The sequence below is a fragment of the Pseudomonas sp. NFACC02 genome, from assembly GCF_900110765.1.
In the GTDB taxonomy this organism is placed as follows: Bacteria; Pseudomonadota; Gammaproteobacteria; order Pseudomonadales; family Pseudomonadaceae; genus Aquipseudomonas.
On the sequence record NZ_FOEO01000004.1, the window covers coordinates 52,571 to 76,534 of the forward strand.

Below are 23,964 nucleotides of genomic sequence, written 5' to 3' on the forward strand. Positions count from 1 at the left end.
TCCAGGGACTCAAGCGGCGTGCTCGTTATCCAGTTCATCGAGATCGTCATTCAGGTCATCTTCCAGGTCGAACCGGCCCAAGACCTTCACCTGTGCCGCGTTGTTGATTTCTGCAAAAGACAGCACCGGCACGTGGTGAAACTCTTCCTGCAGCAAGGTCCGCAGCGGGCTGCGCAGATCCTGTGCGACCAGCAGAACGGCCTGTTCGGCGGCGCGCAGCGGGAAGGCGATGTGCAGCTGTTGCACCAGCGACTGGCTGGTCTCGTTGTCCAGGGAAAAGAAGGTTTCAGTCTGGGTCTGGCGCAGCCCATCGCGCAGAATGCCTTCGCTTTCCGGGGTCAGGACCCAGACCAACAGGCCCTCGGGCCCGCAGTACTGGTGATAGATCTGCGACTTCAGCGCGATACGCACGTAATCGGCGAGCACCGTCACCTCACGTTCGTGCTGTCCGTGCTCGATAAGGGTTTCGGCGATCACGCGGATCGCCCGCAGCGGTACGCATTCCGAGGCCAGACGCTGCAAGACCGCCGAGAAACGCGCCAGTGGCAAGACCCGCTGCATTTCCTGAGCGAGTTCCGGTTGTTCGCTTTCGAGCCAGCCCAGGATCGCCTTGGTTTCCTGCAAGCCGATGAACTGCGGGCCGCAAGACTGCAGCGCGCGCTCCATGCGCTCGATGATCAAGGTCATCGCGTCGACCCGCTCCATGTGCAGGTCTTGCAGTTGCGGTGCGTCGGCGGGCAACCACAGCCACTGAGCTTCCTGGCGATCGGTGCTGCCGTACACCGCCGCATCAGGCGACCCTTCGAGCAGGCGAGCGTCCACGGCAACATGGCTCTGGGTAAACGTGGCCTTGAGCAGCGGCACCTCATACACCGAGAAGCGAAACTCGTCCGGTGGCAGGTGCTCCACCTGCTCGATGATGAACGAGGGCAGGGTCAGGCCGTATTGCACCACCAGGCGGTTGCGTCGTTGCCGGATCTCACTGACCAGGGCCTCGATGTGCGCCGGGTTCTGGCTGGGATGAAACTGCAACACGAACTGGCGGCTGGGGGAGAAGGTGCGCAGGTCTTCGCGCCCGTTCATTTCGGGCGCCACGACAGCGGCCTGAGCCTGTTCGGCCTTGGGCCTGGCCCGCTGCAATTGCAACAGACCGCCGCTGCCACAGATGATTGCGATGACGATGAACACGGCTGTCGGCATGCCGGGCAGCGCCGCGAATCCGAGCATGGCCACGGCTGCGATGATCCAGGCCTTGGGCTGACTGGTGATCTGCTCGGCAATCTGCCGGCCAATATTGGCTTCGGCCCGGTCTTCGTCGGGCACGCGAGTGATGATCATGCCGCAGGTGACGGAAATCAGCAGTGCCGGAATCTGCGCGATCAGGCCGTCGCCGATGGTCAGAACGGTGTACACCTGCAAGGCATCGCCTGCGCTCATGTTGTGCTGCACCACGCCGATCGCGATGCCGCCGATCATGTTGATGGCGACGATGATCAGGCTGGCGATGGCGTCACCGTTGACGAATTTCATGGCGCCGTCCATGGCGCCGAACAGTTGGCTTTCCTTGCCGAGTTCAGCGCGCCGTTTGCGCGCCTCGAACACACTGATCAGGTTGGCTCGCAGGTCACTGTCGATCGACATCTGTTTACCGGGCATGGCATCGAGCGTGAAGCGCGCCCCGACTTCCGCCACGCGTTCCGACCCCTTGGTGATCACCAGAAAGTTGACCACCGTGAGGATCAGGAAAATCACCATGCCCACGGCCAGGTTGCCGCCCACCACGAACTGACCGAAGGCCTCGACGATGTGCCCGGCGTCCTGGTTCAGCAGGATCAGGCGGGTGGTGGAAATCGACAGCGCCAGGCGGAACATGGTGGTCAGCAGCAGCACCGCCGGGAACGTCGAGAACGCCAACGGTCGAGGCAGGTGCATGGCGAGCATGATCAGCAGGCAGGAAATACAGATATTGATGGCAATCAACACGTCCACCAGCCCCGTGGGCAGCGGTGTGATCATCATGAATACAATGGCGATGACCACGAACGCACCGACGATTTCCGAGCGGCGCATCGCCGCCAGCGCGAGTTGGTTGAGCAGGTGGATGACACGGTCCATCAGGCAAGCCCCCCCTGGAGCTGGTTCTGTTCCTGCCGAGTCAGTTCGGCCATGAGGATGAGCAGGTTGCCCAGTGCGTTTTGACGGCTTTTCATGTCGCGCCAGAGCAGAATCGGCAGTTGTTGCAGCATCGGACGGAGGCCGTTGAGGAAGGCCAGTTGATGTTTGAGGTGCTTGCCGCCGATGTGCTGGGTGAGCTGCAGCGTCTCATTGAGGCTCATGCCTTTGCCCGAGAGCGCCAGCAGGTGCTTGAGAAAAGCGGCCGAATCAACCTGTAGCCCGGGGTTTTTGTTGCGCATTCGGCCCAACAGGTGTTCGCAGCCTTGCAGCAGCGTCGCCACATGGCGCGCGGTGTTCAGACCGTGCATCAAGGTGCGCAATTGCTGATGGGAGGTCGAAGGCGTGAGAGCCGACAGGTCGTCGGCGATGGCGCTGCGCATGTCGCGCAAGTTGAGCTCGAACTCACCGGCTTCCTCTTGCTCGCTGAGCAGCGCGTCGATCAGCCCGGTGATGTTTTGCTGGCCTGAAACCGCAACCCCGTAAAGATTGCGCAGTGCGTTGCGGCGCTTGCTGTCCGTGCCGGACCTGGCGAAGGCCTTCGCGCTGTTGATGCCCGCGCGGGCACGCTGGCCGTATTGGCGGCGCAGCAGTTTGAGTTGCTGCGTCAGCACGACATGCTCGCCCGTGGCGCCGTCGGCCTGTGCCTGCTTACGGGCGGCCTGCAACACCACATGGGCCTTGGCCGGATCGCCGTCGGTGAAACTCACGATCTGCGCGAGGCTGGCCGCACGTTGTTTTTGCAGCTGCTTGCGCAGGTTGCGCGCCGCGTCGTCGAGACCGGTGTCCTGAGTCCCCATCAGCAGGGCGTACAACTCGCCCAGCTTCACTGCCCGCGATTGCAGCGCATTGCTGCTGGCGATCAATTCACGCTGGCTCAGCCCACGGCTTTGTTGCACCAGCGCGGCGGCGAATCGGGAGACCTGTTGCGGCGACGTCCCGTTCATGTTCGGCGTGTTCGAGCGCAGCGCCGTGACCTGCGCGGACGCATTGCTCGCGGCAGCGGGGGCAGGGGTGTGCAACACGGGGGGCGCAGAGGGGGCGGCGATCTTCATGGGCGGATTCTGAGCGTGGTCATGCGCTCTGAGTGGGGCGTCAGGCCCGTCCGGTTCCATTGACGGTGCAATCGAGAATCTGTGCCAAAACCTGTAAGGAAATCAGCGCACTCGCGCAAGATTTTGCACAAGCTGATAACTCGATAATTTATTTGTCGTTATAAATCAGTGAGTTGCGTAATTGATTCGAGTGGCATGCATATCGCTATAGGGCTAACACACTTCAAACAAGGAAGAGCCCTGATGTTTCCAAGCCTCGCGGTACTCGATATTGATTCCCCAACTCGTCGTCAATCGGCACCAGGCATTCGGCAGTTGAGCAGCGATCAGGTGAAGATGATTCGTGCGTTCATTCAGAAGCGCGTGATGAACCCGGACGATGTCGACGACATCCTGCAATGCACCTTTCTTGAGGCGCTGCGCAGCGAGCACAAGTTCCAGAACGCGAGCAAACCGCAGACGTGGCTATGCGGGATCGCGCTGAATCTGATCCGCAATCACTTTCGCAAGATGTATCGCCAGCCGTATCAGGAAAGCTGGGAAGACCACGCTCATACCGAAACTGAGACGCAAGGTGATATCGGCCACCAGGTCGACGGCCATCGGCAGTTGGTACGCGTCGTCAAAGCGATCGGCACGCTGCCTTCCAACATGCAGCGGGTGATCGAGGTGTCACTGGAAATGGACGGTAACTATCAGGAGACGGCCACGTCGCTGGGGGTGCCGATCGGCACGGTGCGTTCGCGTCTGTCTCGGGCAAGGGAACAACTGAAGCGGCAAATGGACCCGTTCGCCTGAATTCCGTCGACGTGTGCCGAGCACAACTCAAACGGCACGGGCCGTTTCAGATGTGCTCGGAGACGGTGGCAGCGTTGACCAGGTCATACAGTGCAAACGCGCGGTTGACCAGAAACACGGTAACGGCGGTGAGGACGGCGGCATTGATCAGATGGATAGTCATGGTCGTGAGTCCTTTGGTGAACGGTGGGGCGGCAGGTGATGGGGCGATGTTACGTGACGGCCCGAAAACCTGAAGACAATCGTCTTCATGGTGGTCATCAACCAGATTGATGGTGCAGACCCACCGCGTTCGCCAGCAAGCCGGCCCACAGGTCCGTGGTCTGGACACAGGCCTGTGTTTCAAGCCGGTGCCCTGTAGGAGCCGTCCGAGGTTACGAGGGTATGGGCCGCAATTCGGACGAATGCGGTGTGTCATTCATCGTTGAGGGTGCTGACCCACCGCCTTCGCGAGCAAGCTCACTCCCACAGGTCCGAGGTCTGGACACAGGCTCGTATGTCAACCCGGACTCTGTGGGAGACGTCCGAGGTTACGAGGGTATGGGCCGCAATTCGGACGAATGCGGTGTGTCATTCATCGTTGAGGGTGCTGACCTACCGCCTTCGTCGGAATGCCGCCCAGACCAAGCTCACTCCCACAGGTCTGCGGTCTGGAAGCAATTACCCATACTGCATGGCGGAAGTGGACATAAATCGTAACATCTCGGAACCGACCTCGGCTCATGACCACACAGTTGCCATCCTTCATTCCCGGATGGCGACCCCTCATGCGTATTTCGAACAGTCCCTACAGTGGTATCGCGCCTCAACCCGACAGCGGTGATTCGATCAAGCACTCGTCGCTCGGCAATGCAGCCCTGAATGCACCCAAGACGCTGCTGGCCCAGGGCGGGGCCGCCAATCCGAACGTGCAGTTCGGTGCTGCCGGCACGCAACCGCATCGTCCGGCCGAGGCCGCGGAGACGCAGTTGTTGTCGCTGCTGATTCAGTTGTTCAAGGGCAGCGCTCAGGCGCGACCCGGCACGGCGCCTCCCGGTGGCCAGACCTTACCCGCGAATACACCCCTTCAACGCGCAACAGATCCCGGCAAACCCGCGGCCGTTAACGATGTGAGCGCGGCCTCGCCGGCAGATGCCAGCAAACCTGCCAATACCACCGCCGACGTACCCAAAGCCTCCGAGGCCGGTTTTCTGGACGATTCGAAGTACTCGTCCCCCAAAGAGCTGGAACGTTGGGCGCCCATGGTTGCCAATCTGCCGCCTGACCAGCGAGAACAGGCCGCCAAGGAGCTCAATCGACCCATCGCCGCCGCTCGCATGGCGGCAGATGGTGGTCCGGATGGGGCAAGGGCGATGGACTTCATCAACGCCAATCCCGCCCTGAAAACCGCTGTTGACACCGGGAAACATGGCGGCAAAGCCGATGGCAAGATTACCGACGGCGACCTCAATGCGTTCGCCAAACACATGCAGAAAGCCGCCGACAGCGCGGACAAGGATGTCGCCAGCTATCAGAAAGATCATCCTGACGCCGATCCGCAGTCGCTGGAGCTGGTGCGCAGCGCAGCGCTGATGCGTGCCAACGAACCACTGACCAAAGCGGCCGATCCAAAACATGCACAGGGCGCTGACGGCAAGACGAAGGTCGATGGTCTGACCAGTGCCGATGGTCTAAAGGCGATCCAGAACGACAACCCAGGGCTGGCAGGCGCGCTCAGGCAGTCGGCAAAAACCTGGTCGCAACCCGGCTTCCTGACGCAGATTGACCAAGGCGGTCTGGAAGGGCGCTCTCTGGCCGCTCACAGTCCGGACAAACTGTTCAGCGCCAGCAATATCAGCGACTGGATCAAGAAGCAGGCACCCACCAACGGCGGAGAGTTCGCCAGCGTGCTCAGTGACGCAGCCACCCTGAATTCGGTCGCCAACACCGACATCAGCAAACTCGACAAAGACGTGTTCGACCACCCCTCGGCCTACACCGGTGAGCAGAAAGCTGCGGTAATGGTCAAGTTGCAACAGACCCGGCAAAGCGTTGTGGCCGGTCAGGACCTGCGCAAGACCGAGAAAACCGAAGATGCCCTGAACGAGAAAATCGGTCAGTTGCAGGCCGATCCTGACGTCCAGGCCTTTCTCGACAAACAGATTCCGCAGCAGTCACGTGCGTTGGTCGGCAGCACGCCGCAGCTGCAAAAGGCAGTCAACGAGCAGATGCAGAAGGTCAACAGTGGCCAGGCGTTGCAGGCCGACATGGCCGCCGCCGACAAGGCGACCACCAAGGACAAGCCGAATGCGGATTACAGCCGTGCGATCGGTGGCTTGTCGGCGCAGTTGCAGATGCAGAAAGACCTGCTGGGCGACGACGCGAATATCCCGAGCGCCGGCCAGGTGCTCGGCAATCGGCCCGACCTTCAAGGCCGGTTGCAGGACTCGTACGTGCGCAACTTCAGCGAAGGCGGCGCGGTAAAACAGTTGCTCAATCAGAAGAAGGCTGACGCCACCGAGTCCCTGAACGCTGCCGATGCGCAGAAGGCCGCGTACGACAGCGTCCTGCCGCAGGATTTCGTCCAGAGCCAGCAGGGAAGTTACGTCGACGCCACGTTCGCCCAACTGCAGGGTTCCAAAAGCGGGCGCAAGCTGCTTGACGATGCCAAGGGCGACAAGGAACACGCGCCTTCGATGGCCATGCAGGTCGCCACGCAAATGGGGCCTGCCGCGCTGCGGTCGGTCGCCGGCTTCGCTTCCGTTTCGGACATGCTCGCCCGGGGCGACAAGACCGATGCCGCCAAGACGCTCTATGACAGCACCAAATCCGGCTTGTCGGCGGCCAAACAGGGTTATGACGCCGTGGCCAAATCAGCCGGCCGCGCGGGTCTGGGTGAGGTCGCTGCAAAAGTCGGGGGGCGTGTGGCGGGCATGGTCGCGGGTGAGGCGGTCGGCATGGCGGCCGGCGCGGCCATTGGCGCCTCGATTCCGGTAGTGGGCTGGATTGCCGATGCCGCGATGAGCCTGGGTTTCGGCATCTCCGCGATTATCGAAGCGGTGAAGAAACACAAAGCACAGAAAGCCTTCGACCATAACGTCGACCCGACGCTGGAACAGTTCGGCATTCCAAAAGCGCATTGATGGACGGCGGCAAATTGTCGATGCCGTTCAATCACAGCACGTTGATTCATAACCCGACCTGAAAGAGGTAAACGATCATGAGTATCGGTGTTTCGTCGCTTCGCCCGTTGCAGGACCCGAATGCCCTGACCACGGACTTCTCGTCCCTGAGTGGCAAACATGGGCAGCAAAGCGCGTTGAGCGGTAGCGGCCAACAGGCTATCGACCCCAGCACGTTGCTCTTCGCCAACCCCACCCAGTCCCAGGTCAACTTCGCGCCGCCCAACAGCCAGGACCCTCAGGCGAATGCCGCCCGTCCATTGGCGGGAAATAACAACGAGACTGGCATGGTTCAACAGATCATGAGCTTGTTGATGCAGCTGTTGCAGATGCTCACGCAAAACAACAGCAACCAGCCAAATCCGCAAAATCTGGCGGCACAAGGCGGTGGGGGCAGTGGCGGAGGAGGCAGCGGTGGCGTCGACGGCGCGGGTGGCGGTGGCAGTGGGAACACGGGCGTAGGCGGCCCGTCCAGCCACGCCGCCAGCGCGGTGCCGGGCGATACCTCGCTCTCGGGATCAGGCGACCTGCATTTGCCGAAGCAACTGGAGCCGTACCGCGCCGATATCATGGACGCCTCCAGGGCGACTGGCGTACCGCCGAGCATTCTGGCCGGACAGATCTGGGCTGAATCGCGCGGGCAGTTGGGGCAGGACACCACCAACGTCAACGGCAAGACCGATGCCGGCCTGATGCAGGTCAACGCCGACACCTTCGCGGGTTTAAAGAAAGAGAATCCGGACCTTCTTGGCAACGCTGACGTTAACAACGTCCACGACAACATCATGGCGGGTGCCTTGTACATGCGCGATCAGCAGAAAGCCTTTGGCGATTGGGGAGCGGCGTTACGCGCCTATAACTCTGGGCCTGACAAGGTGAGCGGCAACCTTTCCGACGCAGGCGGGGTAGGTGATCCCCAATACGTGAATAACGTGATGAATTTCGCAAAAATCATCGAAAGTGGGCAAGGACAATTGCCGGCTTGATCGATTGAGCGCTCTGCAGCCGTCGGACCGTGACCCTATGGCTTTTTTCTGCATCCCCCGTTCCGATGGCTCAGTTCCTTTCTTGGGGTCGTGAAACCGGTCGCAACGCGACAACGTCATTGGTCCCCCATGCCACGCACTGTTATTGGCCGCCTTCCAACGCCCAAGGGCCGCCCTCGAAATCGTCCCGGCAGACCTTTAAAGCGCGCCAACAATCAAGCACTTGCCGCTTTAGCGCTTACCGTTATTTACTTAGTTGAATCCATCATGCCCTTATTCAGTGCATTGCCGGGCCGCGGTTTTGGGTCAATACACATTTCTGTTTCGGGTGACGCCATACCTTAGTGTTATTGGCTGAACTTGCCTGATCGTGCTTTTATTTATAACGGGTGAAACTAACAATCTCGCGCTGGATCGAATCGAAAATGGATAAGATAAGTCGCCGTTTGGCAGATCGTCCGTGGATGACGGGCGCGATGGCGTTACGACGACTATCCTGAACGGATGGTGTGCAATCACTGTTTTTAATTAACTGTTCAGTATAACCGGATTGGCTGACTGCCTCGTTCAAGAGGTCAAGGGCCTTCCCGGCGTTTCTGTTCAATAGAGTAAGTGATGGAATATCCAGGAAGGCAACAGTGCCGAGGTAGGCAACCCTGCGAGCAGCTTGCTCACATCAACCGACATGACACAGGGAGCAATCGGTTATGAAGAGACAAATGATTTGGGGCCTGACGGTTTCCGTGCTGGCCTTAGGCGTGTCGGCTGCGTATGCAGCCTCAGAGGTGAATGAAGACAAGACGGTTGCCGAATACGGCTCGGAGAAGGTCGGCCCGAACAGAACAGCCTCTGACGGTGCGGATCATGTTGGGGCCAATGCCACCGCCGCTGATGGCGCAGATCATGTAGGTGCCAGCAAACTGGCCGCCGATGGCGCTGATCACGTCGGCGCCAACGCCACTGCCGCCGATGGCTCTGACCATGTCGGTGCCGCAAAACTTGCAGCCGATGGGGCAGATCGCGTAGGTGCCAACCGCGTTGCCGCCGATGGCGCAGATCGGGTGGGCGCTAACCGCGTTGCCGCCGATGGCGCAGACCGAGTGGGCGCTAACCGTGTTGCCGCCGATGGCGCCGATCGGGTGGGTGCCAACCGCGTTGCCGCCGATGGCGCAGACCGTGTGGGCGCTAACCGCGTTGCAGCCGATGGGGCAGATCGCCTAGGTGCCAACCGCGTCGCAGCCGATGGGGCAGATCGCGTAGGTGCCAACCGCGTTGCAGCCGATGGCGCGGATCGCGTAGGTGCCAACCGTGTTGCCGCCGATGGCGCAGACCGTGTGGGCGCTAATCGTGTTGCAGCCGACGGTGCAGACCGTGTGGGCGCTAATCGTGTTGCAGCGGATGGCGCGGATCGAGTGGGCGCTAACCGTGTTGCCGCCGATGGGGCAGATCGCGTAGGTGCCAACCGTGTTGCCGCCGATGGGGCGGATCGCGTAGGTGCCAACCGTGTTGCCGCCGATGGCGCCGATCACGTAGGGGCCAACGCAGTTGCTGCCAACGGCAAGCCTGAGCGCGGGCTTGCGTCCGACGGATCTGACAAGGCTGGCGTCGGGCGCACGGCTGACAGACCGCTGGACCACATGAACTTCCGTGAGGTCGCCGGTGAGATGGATTACGAGCGACTGACGCAATAGGCTCAGCCAATAACAGTCCCCTCCGAAGCGATTACCCTGCGCGACTGCAGGGTAATCGCTTTTTCTTTGCCTGGTCGTAGGCTGTCGTAAGGCCAGGTGTTTGCAAATAAGTACGCCTAAAACGGTTGAAACAGTCCGATATTAGAAAGGCCTGAATCGCTCATACCGTATTCTTCCCGGTAATAAGTTCATTCATGAACAGCGCCCGTTTGGTGTATGGGAATTAGCACGTCATGTTTAACGCGCAGTCATCATTTACAACAACAGTCTGTTACAGCGGGTGAAATAATCCGCTGGTATCAATCCCGGTAATGTGTCCTATCGACCGTAAATATTTACCCTCTTGAGAACAATGGTGAAGAATCAACGCCACAAGCAAACGAACACACGCGTTGCTTACTTACGACTCACACCTTTTTCTGGAGATTTAAAATGAAAACTTTAGCCTTCGCAGCCCTGTCGGTATTCACCGCATTTGCTTCCGTCAGCGCCTATGCTGACACTCAGTCCAGCGCACAGCCTTTGACTCAGGTTGAGCAATATAACCGTCATAAAGGTATCGATATTGCCAAGGTCACTAGCGTCAAAACCGCTCAAGACCCCGATAAGGTCGACGGCTTGGTGACATCGACCATGACTTACGTGGATAGCTCGGGCGTTTCTCACAGCCTGGAATACACCACCATGGGGTACGGTCGTCAGAACGGCTAACGATGGGTAGTGATTCATGCTGAGAGCCGCATACAAAAACGCTGCGATTGATGCAGCGTTTTTTTATGCCCGCAGGTTTACCTCCCATCTGAGCAGCAACGCCAGGCGTCCAAGCTGAACTGCACCCATCCATATGGGCAAGCACGCGCCATACCTGATAGATTCCCGGCCTTTGAAAACGGCCTGAGGACTCACCCGTGACCGACCGCGAAATCGTCGTTCCAGAAACCATGAGCGCTATCGTCGACCGAGCAGGCTATGCACCGGCAGTCAGGGTGGCCGGTACCCTTTTCTGTGCCGGACAAGTGGGTCGTACTGCCGACCTGCAGGTCATCGAAGACCCCGAGCAGCAGTTCGTCGCCGCCTGGGAAAACCTGCGCAGTGTGCTGGCCGCCGGAGGGTGCCGCTTCGAGGATGTGGTTGACATGACCACCTACCATGTCGACATGTCGCGGCACATGGCCGTGTTTCGCGAGGTGAAGAATCGTCTGTTTCCAAAAGCCACCTGCGCCTGGACTTGCATTGGCGTGAGTGAGCTTGCGCATCCCGGCCTGTTGGTGGAAATCAAATGCATTGCGGTCCCGCCGCAAGGTTGACGCGGGAAACAATCAACGCCCCGTCCGGTGAATACCGCACGGCACGTTTTGCCCGGCGGTGGGGGGTATCGATTAAGCGCCTGATTATCCTGCCAATTTTTTTCACATCGTCGCTTGACTTCTCTTTTTCAGACAGTAAGATAGCCGGCATTCCGCGATAGCTCAGTTGGTAGAGCAAGTGACTGTTAATCACTGGGTCCCTGGTTCGAGTCCAGGTCGTGGAGCCAAACGAAACACTGAAAAGGCCAGCGCATTGCGCTGGCCTTTTTTTGTTGTCAGCCAGCCGCCTGGCACGCCTCTCTTGGTCGCTGACTCTCACGCCATCGCCTCCCCGACTGAGGAGGGTCGCCAGGGCGTCATACGAAGGTTTAGGCCCGGTATCCGAATCGACGATAGCGGCCACCGTCCCGGCGACCGATGATATCCAGCAAGCCAGCCACCTCCGTACGCCGCTCGGCTGTCGGAGCAGGTGCAGCCGCTAACTGGAGAGCTCTATGAACGTTCAATCCGCATCCCGAGTCGTTCTGATTCACACGCGTGAAAACCTTCAGGCCCACTGCGGCCAGTTGATCAGAGACTCGGTGGACCAGGCAAACGACGACGCTGGCTGTGTGGACTGTCAGCTTCACAGCGACACCCTCGGGCTTGGTCGCTGGATCATTCAAGGCGTATGGCTGACCGAAGACTCCATGCGCAGGAGCGTGGAACGGGTGTTCCAGCCTTTCTTCGAACGGTTGATCGCCAGCAACGCGCTTTTATCCGTTCGCGTGTGGCAGGAGGAGCGTACGTCCGATGCGCTTGAAAGCACGCTGGATGTTGACGCCTTCAGCGCGCTTTTCTAGCGTCCGTTGTCTCAGTCTGACGTTGTGGCTGTCACTCAGATCTGCTCCAGCAGCCACGCCCGAAACGCCTGCAGCGAAGGCAGCATTTCGTTGCGGGGCGGATAAGTCAGGTAGTAATTGCGCTGGCTGGCGAAGGGCATGTCCAGACTGATCAGTTCGCCACTGACCAATTCGTCCGCCACCAGGATGCGTGGCACCAAGCCAATGCCGATGCCCGCTCGAACCGCTTGAATCAGGTGCGACGTCAGCTCGAAACTGGAGCCCAGGCGCATCATTCGATGCGGCAAGTGGTGATGGCTGAACCAGTCGCCCCAAACGTTGGGGTTATTGGCGACATTGAGCAGCCTTTGTTCGGCAATCAGCGTGGGCGTCCAAAGCCCATGGGTTTCGGCAACGTGCGCAGAGACAATCACCACCAGTTCTTCGGCGTGCAGGCGGTGGCTGATCAGGCCAGGCAGGTCTCGGGTGCCGACCACGATGGCCGCGTCGATGCCACTGGTTTCGAAGTCGATGGCGTCGATGCGCGAGTTGATGTGCACCAGCATGCCCGGGTGAGTCTTGTAGAAGTCATGCAGGCGCGGGAGTAACCACTTGGAACCGAAAGTCGGCAAGGTGGCCAGCCGAAGCGTACCGCCTCCCGACTGATACGCCATGGCCTGCAGGGTGGCGCTACGAATGCGGCCCAGCGCTTCGCTCATTTCACGCTGATACAGGCGACCGACGTCAGTCAATTGCACCTGTCGGCCGTCTCGACGAAACAGCGTCAGGCCCAATTGCTGTTCAAGGGCCTGCACCTGGCGGCTCACCGCACTTTGCGTCAGGGACAACTCAACGGCAGCGCGGGTGTAGCTTTCATGACGCGCGGCGGCCTCGAAGGCCAGGAGTAGCGACATGGAGGGGGTGAGGTGACGGTAATTCATTCACAAAAGTCATCGATAGCGGCAGGATTTTGCGTTTGTATCGCGCCCGAACCTGCAGGATCATTGGCGGCATAACGACCTGAGGCTGACCGATTAATGCTCAGGCGACAAGTATTTTGATGCTTCCCGTGAATAGACCGCCAAGAGGCCATCCCCCGATGATCGCCCAATTGCCTGCCCCGTTACCTGCGGACCGGTACCCTGAATTCCTTGACGCCCTGCGTGCCGGCGGTTTCCGCGGCGAGCTCAGTGCCGACTACGCCACCCGCACGGTGCTGGCGACTGACAATTCGATTTACCAGCGCCTGCCGCAAGCGGCGGTATTCCCCCGTGATGCGGAAGACGTGGTGCGCATCGCGACGTTGATGGCCGAGCCGCGTTTCCGGCAGATCAAGCTGACGCCGCGAGGTGGCGGCACCGGCACCAATGGCCAGTCGCTGACGGACGGGATCGTCGTCGACCTGTCGCGGCACATGAACACGATTCTTGAAATCAACGTTGCCGAACGTTGGGTCAGGGTGCAGGCGGGCGTGGTCAAGGACCAGCTCAACGCCGCGCTCAAACCTCACGGCTTGTTCTTCGCGCCGGAACTGTCCACCTCCAACCGCGCCACTGTCGGGGGGATGATCAACACCGACGCCAGCGGGCAGGGCAGCTGTACGTATGGCAAGACCCGCGACCATGTCCTTGAATTGAACAGCGTCTTGCTGGGCGGGGAGCGTCTGCACAGCCATCCGTTGTCGGATGCGGATCTGGAGGCTGCGTGCGCTCAACCAGGCCGTATTGGTGAGGTGTTCCGCACGGCGCGGCATATTCAGGAAACCCAGGGCGACCTGATTGAATCGATCTTCCCCACACTCAACCGTTGCCTGACCGGGTACGACCTGGCGCACCTGCGTGACGAGCAAGGGCAGTTCAACTTGAACAGCGTGCTGTGCGGCGCCGAGGGTTCACTGGGTTACATCGTCGAAGCCAAGCTCAACGTGTTGCCGATACCGAAGTACTCGGTATTGGTGAACGTGCGCTACAGCAGTTTCATGGACGCTTTGCGCGACGCCAATGCCTTGCTCGCGCACAAGCCGTTGTCCATCGAAACCGTGGACTCGAAAGTGCTGATGCTCGCAATGAAAGACATCGTCTGGCACAGCGTGGCTGAATATTTCCCCGCCGATGCCGAGCGCCCGACGCTGGGGATCAACCTGGTCGAGTTCAGCGGTGATGAAATCGATGAGGTGAATGCGCGGGTGGCGGCGTTCGTCACGCATCTGCAGGCCGACAAGACCATCGAGCGTCTGGGCCACACGCTGGCCGAAGGCGCCGACGCGGTTACCCGGGTCTATACAATGCGCAAGCGCTCGGTGGGGTTGCTGGGCAACGTCGAGGGTGAGGTTCGTCCGCAGCCGTTCGTGGAAGACACGGCCGTACCGCCTGAGCATCTGGCTGATTACATCGCCGAATTCCGTGCGTTGCTGGATGGCCATGGCCTGGCGTACGGAATGTTCGGTCACGTCGATGCCGGCGTCCTGCACGTCCGGCCGGCGCTGGACATGAAAGACCCCGCACAGGCCGCGCTGGTCAAGCCGATTTCCGATGCCGTCGCTGAGTTGACGCAACGTTATGGCGGCCTGTTGTGGGGCGAGCATGGCAAGGGCCTGCGCTCCGAATACGTCCCGGCATTCTTTGGTGAGCTGTACCCGGCGCTGCAATCACTCAAAGGCGCGTTCGATCCGCACAACCAGCTCAACCCGGGCAAGATCTGCACGCCGCCAGACGCGACCGAAGGCTTGCTCAAGGTCAACGAAGTCACCCTGCGGGGGGATCTGGACCGCACCATCGACGAGCGCGTCTGGCAGAGTTTCGGCAGCGCTGTGCATTGCAACGGTAACGGCGCCTGCTACAACTTCGACCCTCACGACGCGATGTGCCCCTCATGGAAAGCCACGCGTGAGCGTCGGCACTCTCCGAAAGGCCGCGCCTCGTTGATTCGTGAATGGCTGCGTCTGCAAGGCGCAGCCAACATCGATGTGCTGGAGGCTGCACGCGGCAAGGCGTCGTGGATCAAAGGCCTGCCCGCGCGCCTGCGTAACAACCTGTCGCGCCGGCGTGGCGAGCCGGATTTTTCCCACGAGGTCTATGACGCCATGGCCGGCTGCCTGGCCTGTAAGTCTTGCGCGGGGCAATGTCCGATCAAGGTCAATGTGCCGGATTTCCGCTCGCGTTTCCTGGAGCTGTACCACGGTCGGTACCAGCGTCCTCTGCGTGACTACCTGATCGGGTCGCTGGAATTCACCATTCCCTACATGGCGTACGCGCCCGGGCTCTATAACGCAGTCATGGGCTCGAAGTGGGTCAGCGGTTTGCTGGAGCGCCACGTGGGCATGCTCGACAGCCCGTTGATCCATCGCTACAACCTGCAATCCACCTTGCGTGCCTGCAAAGTCGAGGTTGCCAGCGTCCCGGCGCTGCGTGAACTGTCCCCGGCGCAACGGGAGCGCAGCGTGGTGCTGGTGCAGGACGCCTTCACCCGTTACTTCGAAACCCCGTTGCTCGCGTCGCTTATCCAACTGGTGCATCAACTGGGTTATCGCGTGTTCCTGGTGCCTTACAGCGCCAACGGCAAGCCGCTGCATGTGCAAGGGTTTCTGGGCGCGTTTGCCAAGGCGGCGGTGCGCAACGGCACTCAGCTCAAGGCACTGGCCGATTGCGGTGTGCCGCTGGTGGGCCTGGACCCTGCGATGACCCTGGTCTATCGCCAGGAATACCAGAAGGTGCCGGGGCTGAGCGACTGCCCGAAGGTGCTGTTGCCTCAGGAGTGGCTGATCGACGTGCTGCCGGAAAATCCGCAGCCGGCGACTCAGGCATACCGTTTGATGGCGCATTGCACCGAGAAAACCAACGTCCCGGCCAGTACGTCGCAGTGGGAAAAAGTCTTCGCGCGCATGGGCCTCACGCTGGTTACCGAAGCCACCGGCTGCTGCGGCATGTCCGGCACCTACGGCCATGAAGCACGCAACCAGGACACCTCGCGGACCATCTTCGAGCAATCCTGGGCCACCAAGCTGGACAAACGGGGCGAAGCCTTGGCCACGGGGTATTCATGCCGCAGCCAGGTCAAGCGCCTGGCCGATCGACAACTGCGCCATCCGCTGGAAGTGGTGCTGGAGCGTCAACTGGCGCGCCAGGCGTGAGAATGCCGGATCAGCGCCGTCGTATTGCTTGCGACAGGCGTCCGGCTTAATTCGGACGGTGGGAGTGAGCGTGCTCCAAGCCGCATTCGGGCGAAGAGACCGGGGCAGGCAGTCACATCCTCAGAGGCTGGAACTCAGTCTTCGCGAGCAAGCTCACTCCCACAGGTCCGGGTCGATGCACCCAGTATGGGCGGGACATGAATCCTGAATTCACTGTCTCCATGACTGGTTGGCATACATCCTGTGGGAGTCAGCTTGCCGACGAATGCGGTGACTCAGCACCATCCCCGTGACTGACAAACCGCATTCGCGGCCCTCGTAACCTCGGACGGCTCCTACAGGTTCGGGGTGATGCACGAACCTCTGTCCAGACCGCAGACCTGTGTAGGAGCCGGCTTGCTGGCGAATGCAATGGGTCAGCAACTTTAACAGTGACTGATACGCCGCATTCGCTGGCCTCGTAACCTCGGACGTCTCCTACAGGGAATCGCGTCGTTCCAAAGACATGAGCGCGACGAGAACACTGTAGGAGCCGGCTTGCTGGCGAATGCAATGGGTCAGCAAAGTCAACAGTGACTGATCCGCCGCATTCGTCCGAATTGCGGCCCATACCCTCGTAACCTCGGACATCTCCCACAGGATCCGGATTGACGCACAAATCTCCGTCTAGACCGCAGGACCTGTGGGACCAAGCTCACACATGGCGGCGTGGCCTGCTCCTTCATCTGTTTGATACGATCCCCGTCGACTGACACCGAGCGCATGCCATGGACAGCGTCCCCGTTTTTCGAACCGATCGTCTTCTTCTCACACCCGTCGCCGAGGCCGATATCCCGGCGATTCAGCAACTGTTTCCTCATTGGGAGGTGGTTCGCTACCTCGACAGCCGCGTGCCCTGGCCTTATCCGGAAAACGGTGCGGAACACTACGTACGCGGTCACGTCTTGCCGGCAATGGCTGCTGGAAACGAGTGGCACTGGATGATTCGTCTCAATCAGACACCCGGGCAGTGCATCGGCAGCATCAGCCTGTATGACCAGCCGGGCAACCATCGCGGCTTCTGGCTTTCACCTGCCTGGCAAGGAAAGGGTTACATGCAGGAGGCCTGCACGGTCATCAACCGATACTGGTTCGAAACGCTGGACCGTCCCCTGATGCAAGTCCCTAAGGCGGTTGGAAATGCGGCCTCCCGACGCGTGTCCGAACGCGAAGGCATGCGGCTGGTCGAGGTAACAGAAGGGCATTTTGTGAGCGGCCCTCTGGGCAAGGAGGTCTGGGAACTGAGTCGCGAAGCGTGGCTACGGCGCAACGAGTCGCCTAAAGCCTGAGGATGCAGCCACCCACCTTGCTCGGTTCGAAACCTTTATGCACTCAGTCCCGCAATTGCGAGGGACTCACGCCCAGCCGCTGCCGGAACGTCGTCGCGAGGTGAGCCTGAGAGGAAAAACCGCAGGCGTGCGCGATGTCCGCGACGCTGGCCCGGGCGTTTCGCAGCAGTGCGCGGGCGCGGGCCACGCGCCGGTCGATGAGGTAGCTGTGTGGGCTCTGTCCTGTCGTCTGGCTGAAGGCGCGCATGAAGTAGCCCTCGGACAGTCCCAACAGGTTTGCCATGTCCTGAACGCTCATCGGCCGATCAAGGCCTGCGTCGATGTATTCGTCGAGCAAACGCAATCGCTGACGGGTCATTGAAGTGCCTGATGGGGTGAGCGCTGAATCCGGCTGACTGGCCCGTTCCGCCAGGCCAATGGCCCATGCTTCCCAGTCATCGTTGACGGACGCGCGTAGCAACGCATTGCGCATCCGTTGTACGAGGCGAATGGCTTGAGGGTCGATCAGGTTGTTGTACGCTCGGTCGCCGGTCAACGAGCCTCCGTCGTTGCGCTTGAGCAACAGGTATTCACCGCCGGCATCAGACGCAGAAAACACGTCGCAACCCGCAGGCACAAATGCCAGTCCATTGGGCATGGCGGCGAAAGGACGAAGACGATCGCTGCCGATCGCGTGCGTACCCCGCTGGCTGTCGAACGCAAACCCGATGCTCCACTGGGTGGCGACATAGCGGGCTTCGTAAGCAGAGGCCGGAAGCAATTCGATCGTCCACGGCCCGGCATCGGTGCGGCGGACCGGCTCGGCAACAGGCGATGGGATGACACGGTACTGACGGCTCATGAGCGCGATAGTACTCAAGAATCTGGCAAAAGGTCAGGTGGGTTTTTTGAAAGCCAGTGGCTGCGCTCGATACCTAGACTGCGAAAAACACAGCCTTGGAGAAAACCATGCCCCGCATCACTCGTGACGATCTCGAAGACGCTGCCCGACAGGTATACCGCGTAATGCCTGCCACGCCCCAGTATGCGTGGCCGTTACTTGCCGAACGACTGGGCTGCACCGTGTGGGTCAAGCACGAAAACCATACGCCCACAGGCGCCTTCAAGGTGCGCGGCGGCATCACCTTCATGGATTGGTTGAACAACACGCATCCGGACGTTAAAGGTATTGTCACGGCCACCCGTGGCAATCACGGTCAGAGTCTCGCGATGGCGGCGCATGCCGCGGGCATGCGGGCCTTGATCGTGGTGCCGGTTGGCAATTCCGTGGAGAAGAACAGCGCCATGCGCGCTTTTGGCGCCGAGGTCGTGGAGTACGGTCGGGACTTCGACGAAGCCCGTGGAGAGGCCGCGCGTCTGGCGAAAACCCAGGGGCTTTTTCTCGTACCGCCTTACCACCCGGCCTTGGTCAAAGGCGTGGCGACCTACGCGCTGGAGTTGTTCAGCGCGGCTCCCGACCTGCACACGGTGTACGTGCCCATCGGTTGCGGGTCGGGCATTTGTGGGGTGATTGCCGTACGGGACGCTTTGCAGTTGAAGACTGAGGTGGTTGGCGTGGTGTCGACCGAGGCAGACGCTGCCAGGCAGTCGTTCGAGGCAGGGGAGGTGCGCCAAACCGCGTCGGCGAACACCTTTGCCGACGGCCTGGCGGTTCGTGGACCGATCCCGGAGGCGTTCGCCATTTACAAAGACGGCGCGCAACGCGTTGTCTCGGTCAACGACGAGGAGATTGCCGAGGCCATGCGCGTCTACTACACCGACACACACAACCTGGCGGAAGGTGCGGGCGCCGCAGCGTTGGCGGCGTTGATGCAGGAGCGTGAGGCGATGCGAGGGAAAAAAGTCGGTGTCATCCTGTCTGGCGCGAACATTGATCGAACTCTCTATACCGATGTGATGGCCTGCGCATCCACGCGCGATCCAGATGCACAGTGATACCACGTTGTCTTTCAATCACTCGCCGCCGAATTGCTGTCGATACTGATTGGGCGACAGGCCAATACGTTCGCTGAACACTTTGCGCATGTGCCTCGCGCTGCCGAAACCGCAGCGCGAGGCCAACACTTTAAGCGGGACATCGCAGGATTCCAGCAGCTTGCGGGCGCGATCAATGCGCGCGTTCTGCACGTATTGCATGGGGGTCATGCCCACTTCACGCTGGAACGTACGGGCGAAATTGCGTGGGCTCATGGCCGCGATTTCAGCCATCTGATCAATGGTGCAGGGCGCTTCGAGGTGATCCACGATGTGCGCCTGGACTCTGGCGATGGCGCTGCCATCACGTGGGACCGCCGCCAGCAACGGACCATAGGGGGTCTGGCCGCCCTGACGTTTCATCACGACCAGCAGCACCTTGGCCACTTCCAGCGCGATGTCCTTGCCGTGATCCTCGGCGACCACGGCCAGCGCCATGTCGATGCCCGCGGTAATGCCGCCCGAGGTGATCAGGTTGCGGTCCATGACATAAATCTGCTCGGTTTCCACCCGGGCCTCGGGAAAGCGCTGAGCCAGGCGCTCGACATAGTTCCAGTGGGTGGTACACCGATAACCGTCAATCAAACCGGCTTCGCCCAGCAGGAAGATTCCTGTACAGATCGCGCCAAAGCGTCGTGCGCTTTTGGCGGCGCCCGGCAGCCAGGCGGTCAGTTCCGGGTGGATGAAGCCATACGCGCCCGGGCCTCCCGGGACCAGCAGCAGGTCGACGTGAGCGGGACAGTCCTGCAGTCTCAGGTCGGCGTGGACCTTGAGTCCGCAAGAACTGCGCACCAGCCCGGCCCTGTCCGACACCGTAAGCAGTCGATACTGTTTGTCCTTGGGTAGCAGGCGATTTGAAATCGAAAAAACGTCCATCGGGCCGGTCACGTCGAGCATCAGCACGTCGTTGAACAGCACCATCACAACTGTCTTGTGAGCATCAGGGTCTTGCATGCCTCAACCGCCTTCATCGCGACCCCGGCCGGCGGATGCCAACGGGGCTCAAGCTTTACAAGGCGGCAGTTTAGGCCAATTCGCGGGATGTTCGGTACAGATGGATCATTAATCACTGGATCAGATTCGCAGCATCACGCTCGGCAGATGCCTTCGGCGGAATCGAAATAGAACAGCAAGTTGTTCTGTGCCTGGTGTTGGCTTTTCATCGCGACACATCAGTGATTCTTGCAGCCGGTCGGCAACTGAAACCGGATCATCGCGCCACCCAGGTCCGACGTCTCGGCATACACATGACCCTTATGTGCCTCCACCACTGAGCGGCAGATGGTCAACCCCATTCCGAGCCCGCTTTCTTTGGTGGTGTGAAACGCGTCGAAGATGCGTTGTCTGTCCTGAGCCGGTATGCCCGGACCATTGTCCTCCACCGACACCTGTACACCGTCCTGCAAGCTACTGGATGAGATCCGCACCATCGCGCCCGGCGATTCGTGGCCCACCGTCGCCTCCATGGCGTTGGCGATCAGGTTGAACACCAGTTGCTGAAGCTGCACGGCGTCGGCTATCAACGGGCGATCGGCGCGCAAGTCGAGCACCAACGCGACGTTCCCGGCCGACAGTGCGGCGCTGTGGAGCCTCACGGCCTCCAGAATCAGGTCATTGATGTCCACCGAGTGCGGATTGAAGGGCGACCGCGTTGTGAGGGCGCGCAAGGCGGCAACGATATTGGCGGCGCGTTCGCAGTCGGCGCGAATGTCCCTGAGCCCTTCGATCGCTTCACTCACCACCGGTTTTTCCCTTTGCAGCCAACGCATGCACGCAGCGGCATTAGAGGCGATGGCCAAGAGCGGCTGGCAGATTTCGTGGGCGATAGAGGCGGTCAGTTCGCCCATGACTTGGGAGTGAGCGCTGCTGGCAAATTCGGCCTGCGGATCGATCGGCGGCCGATGTCGTGTGATGAGGGGTTCAGAAGGCGGCGCGATGACAGGAGCGCGGAGTTCAAGCATGGCCAACCGGTGCGCAGGGGCAGGCGGCAGGACTTTGAGGGAAATGCCGCTGTTCGGGTCGGGGAACAAACGGTAGGCTGGTTCGGTATCGCGCCGCAGCAGAGACATCTCGTAGTGGTCGGACCCTGTCTGGTCCAAGGCCTCGTGAGTGCCTGATAGGTATTGAGAAAGACGTTTATGTGACATCGGGCCCCCGGATTCGACGCCTGTCGCTTCGTCGCTGTCCGGAGTATACGCAGCCCGATCGGCGTACAACCGCAGAGGACCTGCTTTGGCAGAATCGGGCACCTCGATGGCTGTTGCATTCCGCTCCAGCGGCACGAGGGTCCGTCACTGATCGTCAGGCGCGCTTGGGCAGTTTCCAGTTCGGGCGGATGAAGTGACAGGTGTAGCCGTTGGGGATGCGCTCAAGATAATCCTGATGCTCAGGCTCTGCCTCCCAGAACGCGCCTGCCGGAGCCAGCTCCGTCACCACTTTGCCCGGCCAGAGGCCCGACGCGTTGACGTCCTCGATGGTGTCCAGCGCCACGTTTTTCTGTTCATCGCTGAGATAGAAAATCGCGGAGCGGTAACTCAGTCCGATGTCATTGCCCTGGCGGTTGGCCGTGGACGGGTCGTGGATCTGAAAAAAGAATTCGAGAATTTGTCGGTAGCTGATCACATTCGGATCGAACACGATTTCAATCGCTTCGGCGTGGGTACCGTGGTTGCGGTAGGTGGCGTTTTCGACATCGCCGCCGGAATACCCCACACGTGTGGACAGCACGCCAGGGTAGCGGCGCAGCAGATCCTGCATGCCCCAGAAGCAGCCGCCGGCGAGCAGGGCGGTTTCGGTTTGCGTGGTCATCGTTCTTTCTTCCCGTGACTGAGTGCATCGATATCAAGCTGGTGGTCAGTGTGCTCGCGGGCCGTCGAACCTTGCAAGGGCAGTCGGTTGAAGTGTACGGGTCCAGGTGCGGTTGGCAGTGTGCCGTTGGCGTTCGGTGAGACAAGCAGGATCTCGGGTGGACAGCATTCCATGGCGGGCGGCAAACCAGATTGTTCTGACGACGCAAGTGGGGTATTCAAGGCCTTGCAAGGGCTCTACGTTGGCTATTTCGGCTGAAACGTACCGTTTTTCCAAATGCGCGCTGTAATAATGCTCCGTTTCGGTGGCCGTCAGTTGTATTGCGTCATGGCCGGGTGCCACAATCCGCCTTATGTCACCGTGGGTTGGGCAGGCAGATCCGATGTACCTCCTTGAGCATCAGCATGACCGCGATGCCCTGATACGGGCGAACGTGCGAACCGATCGTTTGCATCTGCTATTTCGCCAAACGTTTTTCTCTGTGTCGGGAAGCATCCTGGCTGCGCTGATGTTGAGCTGGCTGTGTTGGGAGCGGGCTGACCATGGGGTGATTCTGGTCTGGCTGGGCTTGCTGTCTGTGGCGACCTCGCTCCGGGCGGTGCTTTTAGTGACGTATTTTCGTTGCCCGGTCGACACCCGAACGCCGCAACGCTGGGAACTCAAATATTGGGTGACGCTGTCGTTGTCGGCTGCGATCTGGGGCGGTGGCGCACTGGCATTGATGTGTCCGAACGACCTGATGACGCAGACCCTCGTGCTGCTGTTCATCGTGGGAATGTCAGTCAGCGCGGTCTCCTGCTATTCCAGCTACCGCTCAATGACCATCGCGTCTATCGCTCTGGTATTGCTGCCGAGCGCCCTGTGGCTGTTGTTTCAGCCCGGACCGACGCAAATTGGCATGGCCGCTGCAACGTTGGTGTTCGCCTCGTTCGTGATCAGCGCGACCCGCAAAATGTCGGAGGCCATGGAAACGGCGTTTCGCCTGACGCGTGAAATGGAATACGCCCACCGCGTCGCCCACCACGCCGCGCAGACCGATGAACTGACCGGATTGAAGAACCGCCGTGCGTTCTTCAAACAAGCCGAGCTGACTTATGAGCATTGCAAGCGCAACCGGGTGCCGCTGTCGGTGCTGATGCTGGACATCGATCATTTCAAACGCATCAACGATTCGTACGGCCATCAGGCAGGCGACGAGGTGCTGCGGCAGATCGGCGCCGTCATTTGTGCGTCCATTCGCGACGTCGATCTCTGCGGCCGGCTCGGCGGTGAAGAGTTTGCGATGCTGCTCGCCAACGCCTCGATCAGCGACGCCCAGGCCACGGCCGAGCGGCTGCGTCAGGCCATCGCACGGTTGGTATGCGAGCATGTCGACGGCATCACCGCCAGCATCGGCGTCGCTGCGATGGACGCCGCTGACAAGGACGTTCACATGTTGCTCAACAACGCCGACCAGGCACTGTTCCGGGCCAAGGCGCAGGGTCGAAACCAGACAGCGGTGGCCTGAACGTTCCTTGAATGCGATGGGGCAGTGGCTGCTGATGTCGCTGACCCACCGCATTCGCCAGCAAGCCGGCTTGTAGGGTGCGCATTTCCACTATTGGGGGTGACGCCGACGGTGTGGTTTGTCCTAACGGCCAAACTGTTCCGCCTTCGGCGGGTTACTTGAAAGGACACCCCTCTTTGTTTCAAGAGGCAGCCAAGTGTCCTGGCTCCCGGCTTGGCCCTCCTGCG

Annotated in this window: 17 protein-coding genes, 1 tRNA gene and 2 pseudogenes; 13 read left to right on the top strand and 7 right to left on the bottom strand. The window is 60.4% G+C overall.

Annotation, left to right across the window (positions count from 1 at the left end; translation table 11 throughout):
- Positions 1 to 9: 9 nt before the first annotated feature.
- Together sctV and sctW are read right to left on the bottom strand one after the other, a co-directional pair.
- Positions 10 to 2,115 (bottom strand): type III secretion system export apparatus subunit SctV, encoded by a 2,106-nt coding sequence (sctV, locus tag BMY73_RS05375; RefSeq protein ID WP_062381825.1) that lies wholly within the window; start codon positions 2,113 to 2,115, stop codon positions 10 to 12.
- Positions 2,115 to 3,227, bottom strand: coding sequence for a type III secretion system gatekeeper subunit SctW (gene sctW, locus BMY73_RS05380; protein ID WP_092405585.1), 1,113 nt, complete (start codon positions 3,225 to 3,227; stop codon positions 2,115 to 2,117). Before sctW ends, sctV begins: the two co-directional genes overlap by 1 nt.
- Positions 3,228 to 3,470: 243 nt before the next feature.
- Here sctW and BMY73_RS05385 point away from each other — a divergent pair, with 243 nt between their 5' ends.
- From BMY73_RS05385 to BMY73_RS05420, 9 genes and pseudogenes are all read left to right on the top strand, one after another.
- A complete protein-coding gene (locus BMY73_RS05385; protein WP_062381823.1) occupies positions 3,471 to 4,025 on the top strand; it encodes an RNA polymerase sigma factor in 555 nt (184 codons plus the stop codon).
- A gap of 767 nt (positions 4,026 to 4,792) precedes the next feature.
- Positions 4,793 to 7,147, top strand: a complete 2,355-nt coding sequence (locus tag BMY73_RS05390; RefSeq protein ID WP_092405587.1) for a type III effector HrpK domain-containing protein — start codon at positions 4,793 to 4,795, stop codon at positions 7,145 to 7,147.
- Positions 7,148 to 7,362: 215 nt separating this feature from the next.
- Complete coding sequence (locus BMY73_RS05395) at positions 7,363 to 8,172, top strand: transglycosylase SLT domain-containing protein (protein ID WP_175500139.1); 810 nt, start codon at positions 7,363 to 7,365, stop codon at positions 8,170 to 8,172.
- Between the two features lie 1,001 nt (positions 8,173 to 9,173).
- Positions 9,174 to 9,368 (top strand): annotated as a pseudogene (locus tag BMY73_RS28755) (phage infection protein); the annotation flags it as partial.
- A pseudogene (locus tag BMY73_RS28495) lies at positions 9,351 to 9,602 on the top strand (hypothetical protein); the annotation flags it as partial. The pseudogenes BMY73_RS28755 and BMY73_RS28495, both read left to right, overlap by 18 nt.
- Positions 9,603 to 10,295: 693 nt before the next feature.
- Complete coding sequence (locus tag BMY73_RS05405) at positions 10,296 to 10,574, top strand: DUF2790 domain-containing protein (RefSeq protein WP_062381820.1); 279 nt, start codon at positions 10,296 to 10,298, stop codon at positions 10,572 to 10,574.
- A gap of 197 nt (positions 10,575 to 10,771) precedes the next feature.
- On the top strand, positions 10,772 to 11,170 hold the full coding sequence (locus tag BMY73_RS05410; protein WP_092405591.1) for a RidA family protein: 399 nt from the start codon (positions 10,772 to 10,774) through the stop codon (positions 11,168 to 11,170).
- 151 nt (positions 11,171 to 11,321) lie between these two features.
- Positions 11,322 to 11,397 (top strand) — tRNA-Asn (locus BMY73_RS05415).
- A gap of 267 nt (positions 11,398 to 11,664) precedes the next feature.
- On the top strand, positions 11,665 to 12,012 hold the full coding sequence (locus tag BMY73_RS05420; protein ID WP_092405593.1) for a hypothetical protein: 348 nt from the start codon (positions 11,665 to 11,667) through the stop codon (positions 12,010 to 12,012).
- Positions 12,013 to 12,047: 35 nt separating this feature from the next.
- Here the strand turns inward: BMY73_RS05420 and BMY73_RS05425 are convergent, their stop codons facing one another.
- Complete coding sequence (locus BMY73_RS05425) at positions 12,048 to 12,932, bottom strand: LysR substrate-binding domain-containing protein (RefSeq protein ID WP_092405596.1); 885 nt, start codon at positions 12,930 to 12,932, stop codon at positions 12,048 to 12,050.
- 158 nt (positions 12,933 to 13,090) lie between these two features.
- Between BMY73_RS05425 and BMY73_RS05430 the strand changes: the two genes are divergently transcribed.
- Both BMY73_RS05430 and BMY73_RS05435 read left to right on the top strand, forming a co-directional pair.
- Positions 13,091 to 16,120 carry a D-2-hydroxyglutarate dehydrogenase YdiJ gene (locus tag BMY73_RS05430; RefSeq protein WP_092405598.1) on the top strand — a complete coding sequence of 1,010 codons (3,030 nt, stop codon included), beginning with the start codon at positions 13,091 to 13,093 and terminating at the stop codon, positions 16,118 to 16,120.
- A gap of 767 nt (positions 16,121 to 16,887) precedes the next feature.
- Positions 16,888 to 17,448 (top strand): GNAT family N-acetyltransferase, encoded by a 561-nt coding sequence (locus BMY73_RS05435; RefSeq protein WP_092405600.1) that lies wholly within the window; start codon positions 16,888 to 16,890, stop codon positions 17,446 to 17,448.
- A 43-nt stretch (positions 17,449 to 17,491) separates the two neighbouring features.
- Here BMY73_RS05435 and BMY73_RS05440 read toward each other — a convergent pair whose 3' ends face one another.
- Complete coding sequence (locus tag BMY73_RS05440; RefSeq protein ID WP_092405602.1) at positions 17,492 to 18,289, bottom strand: helix-turn-helix transcriptional regulator; 798 nt, start codon at positions 18,287 to 18,289, stop codon at positions 17,492 to 17,494.
- Between the two features lie 107 nt (positions 18,290 to 18,396).
- On the opposite strand from BMY73_RS05440, the gene BMY73_RS05445 reads away from it, so the two are divergent.
- Complete coding sequence (locus BMY73_RS05445) at positions 18,397 to 19,383, top strand: threonine dehydratase (protein WP_092405604.1); 987 nt, start codon at positions 18,397 to 18,399, stop codon at positions 19,381 to 19,383.
- Between the two features lie 18 nt (positions 19,384 to 19,401).
- Here BMY73_RS05445 and BMY73_RS05450 read toward each other — a convergent pair whose 3' ends face one another.
- The 3 genes from BMY73_RS05450 to msrA form a co-directional block, all read right to left on the bottom strand.
- The gene (locus BMY73_RS05450) at positions 19,402 to 20,376 is read right to left on the bottom strand and encodes a GlxA family transcriptional regulator (RefSeq protein WP_062381812.1); all 975 of its coding nucleotides are present in this window, start codon (positions 20,374 to 20,376) and stop codon (positions 19,402 to 19,404) included.
- 218 nt (positions 20,377 to 20,594) lie between these two features.
- Entirely contained in the window at positions 20,595 to 21,704 is a 1,110-nt protein-coding gene (locus BMY73_RS05455) for a sensor histidine kinase (protein ID WP_092405606.1), read from the bottom strand.
- Positions 21,705 to 21,723: 19 nt separating this feature from the next.
- Positions 21,724 to 22,230, bottom strand: coding sequence for a peptide-methionine (S)-S-oxide reductase MsrA (gene msrA / locus BMY73_RS05460; protein ID WP_062381810.1), 507 nt, complete (start codon positions 22,228 to 22,230; stop codon positions 21,724 to 21,726).
- Between the two features lie 352 nt (positions 22,231 to 22,582).
- On the opposite strand from msrA, the gene BMY73_RS05465 reads away from it, so the two are divergent.
- Positions 22,583 to 23,737 carry a GGDEF domain-containing protein gene (locus BMY73_RS05465; RefSeq protein WP_062381809.1) on the top strand — a complete coding sequence of 385 codons (1,155 nt, stop codon included), beginning with the start codon at positions 22,583 to 22,585 and terminating at the stop codon, positions 23,735 to 23,737.
- Positions 23,738 to 23,964 lie beyond the last annotated feature (227 nt).

Excerpts from the sequence above, each read along its gene's own strand:
- BMY73_RS05385 (WP_062381823.1), top strand. The coding sequence starts at position 3,471 with ATGTTTCCAAGCCTCGCGGTACTCGATATTGATTCCCCAACTCGTCGT.
- BMY73_RS05390 (WP_092405587.1), top strand. The coding sequence starts at position 4,793 with ATGCGTATTTCGAACAGTCCCTACAGTGGTATCGCGCCTCAACCCGAC.
- BMY73_RS05465 (WP_062381809.1), top strand. The coding sequence starts at position 22,583 with ATGTCACCGTGGGTTGGGCAGGCAGATCCGATGTACCTCCTTGAGCAT.
- BMY73_RS05425 (WP_092405596.1), bottom strand. The coding sequence starts at position 12,932 with ATGAATTACCGTCACCTCACCCCCTCCATGTCGCTACTCCTGGCCTTC.
- BMY73_RS05440 (WP_092405602.1), bottom strand. The coding sequence starts at position 18,289 with ATGAGCCGTCAGTACCGTGTCATCCCATCGCCTGTTGCCGAGCCGGTC.
- BMY73_RS05405 (WP_062381820.1), top strand. The coding sequence starts at position 10,296 with ATGAAAACTTTAGCCTTCGCAGCCCTGTCGGTATTCACCGCATTTGCT.
- BMY73_RS05430 (WP_092405598.1), top strand. The coding sequence starts at position 13,091 with ATGATCGCCCAATTGCCTGCCCCGTTACCTGCGGACCGGTACCCTGAA.
- msrA (WP_062381810.1), bottom strand. The coding sequence starts at position 22,230 with ATGACCACGCAAACCGAAACCGCCCTGCTCGCCGGCGGCTGCTTCTGG.
- sctW (WP_092405585.1), bottom strand. The coding sequence starts at position 3,227 with ATGAAGATCGCCGCCCCCTCTGCGCCCCCCGTGTTGCACACCCCTGCC.
- BMY73_RS05450 (WP_062381812.1), bottom strand. The coding sequence starts at position 20,376 with ATGCAAGACCCTGATGCTCACAAGACAGTTGTGATGGTGCTGTTCAAC.
- sctV (WP_062381825.1), bottom strand. The coding sequence starts at position 2,115 with ATGGACCGTGTCATCCACCTGCTCAACCAACTCGCGCTGGCGGCGATG.
- BMY73_RS05445 (WP_092405604.1), top strand. The coding sequence starts at position 18,397 with ATGCCCCGCATCACTCGTGACGATCTCGAAGACGCTGCCCGACAGGTA.
- BMY73_RS05435 (WP_092405600.1), top strand. The coding sequence starts at position 16,888 with ATGGACAGCGTCCCCGTTTTTCGAACCGATCGTCTTCTTCTCACACCC.
- BMY73_RS05420 (WP_092405593.1), top strand. The coding sequence starts at position 11,665 with ATGAACGTTCAATCCGCATCCCGAGTCGTTCTGATTCACACGCGTGAA.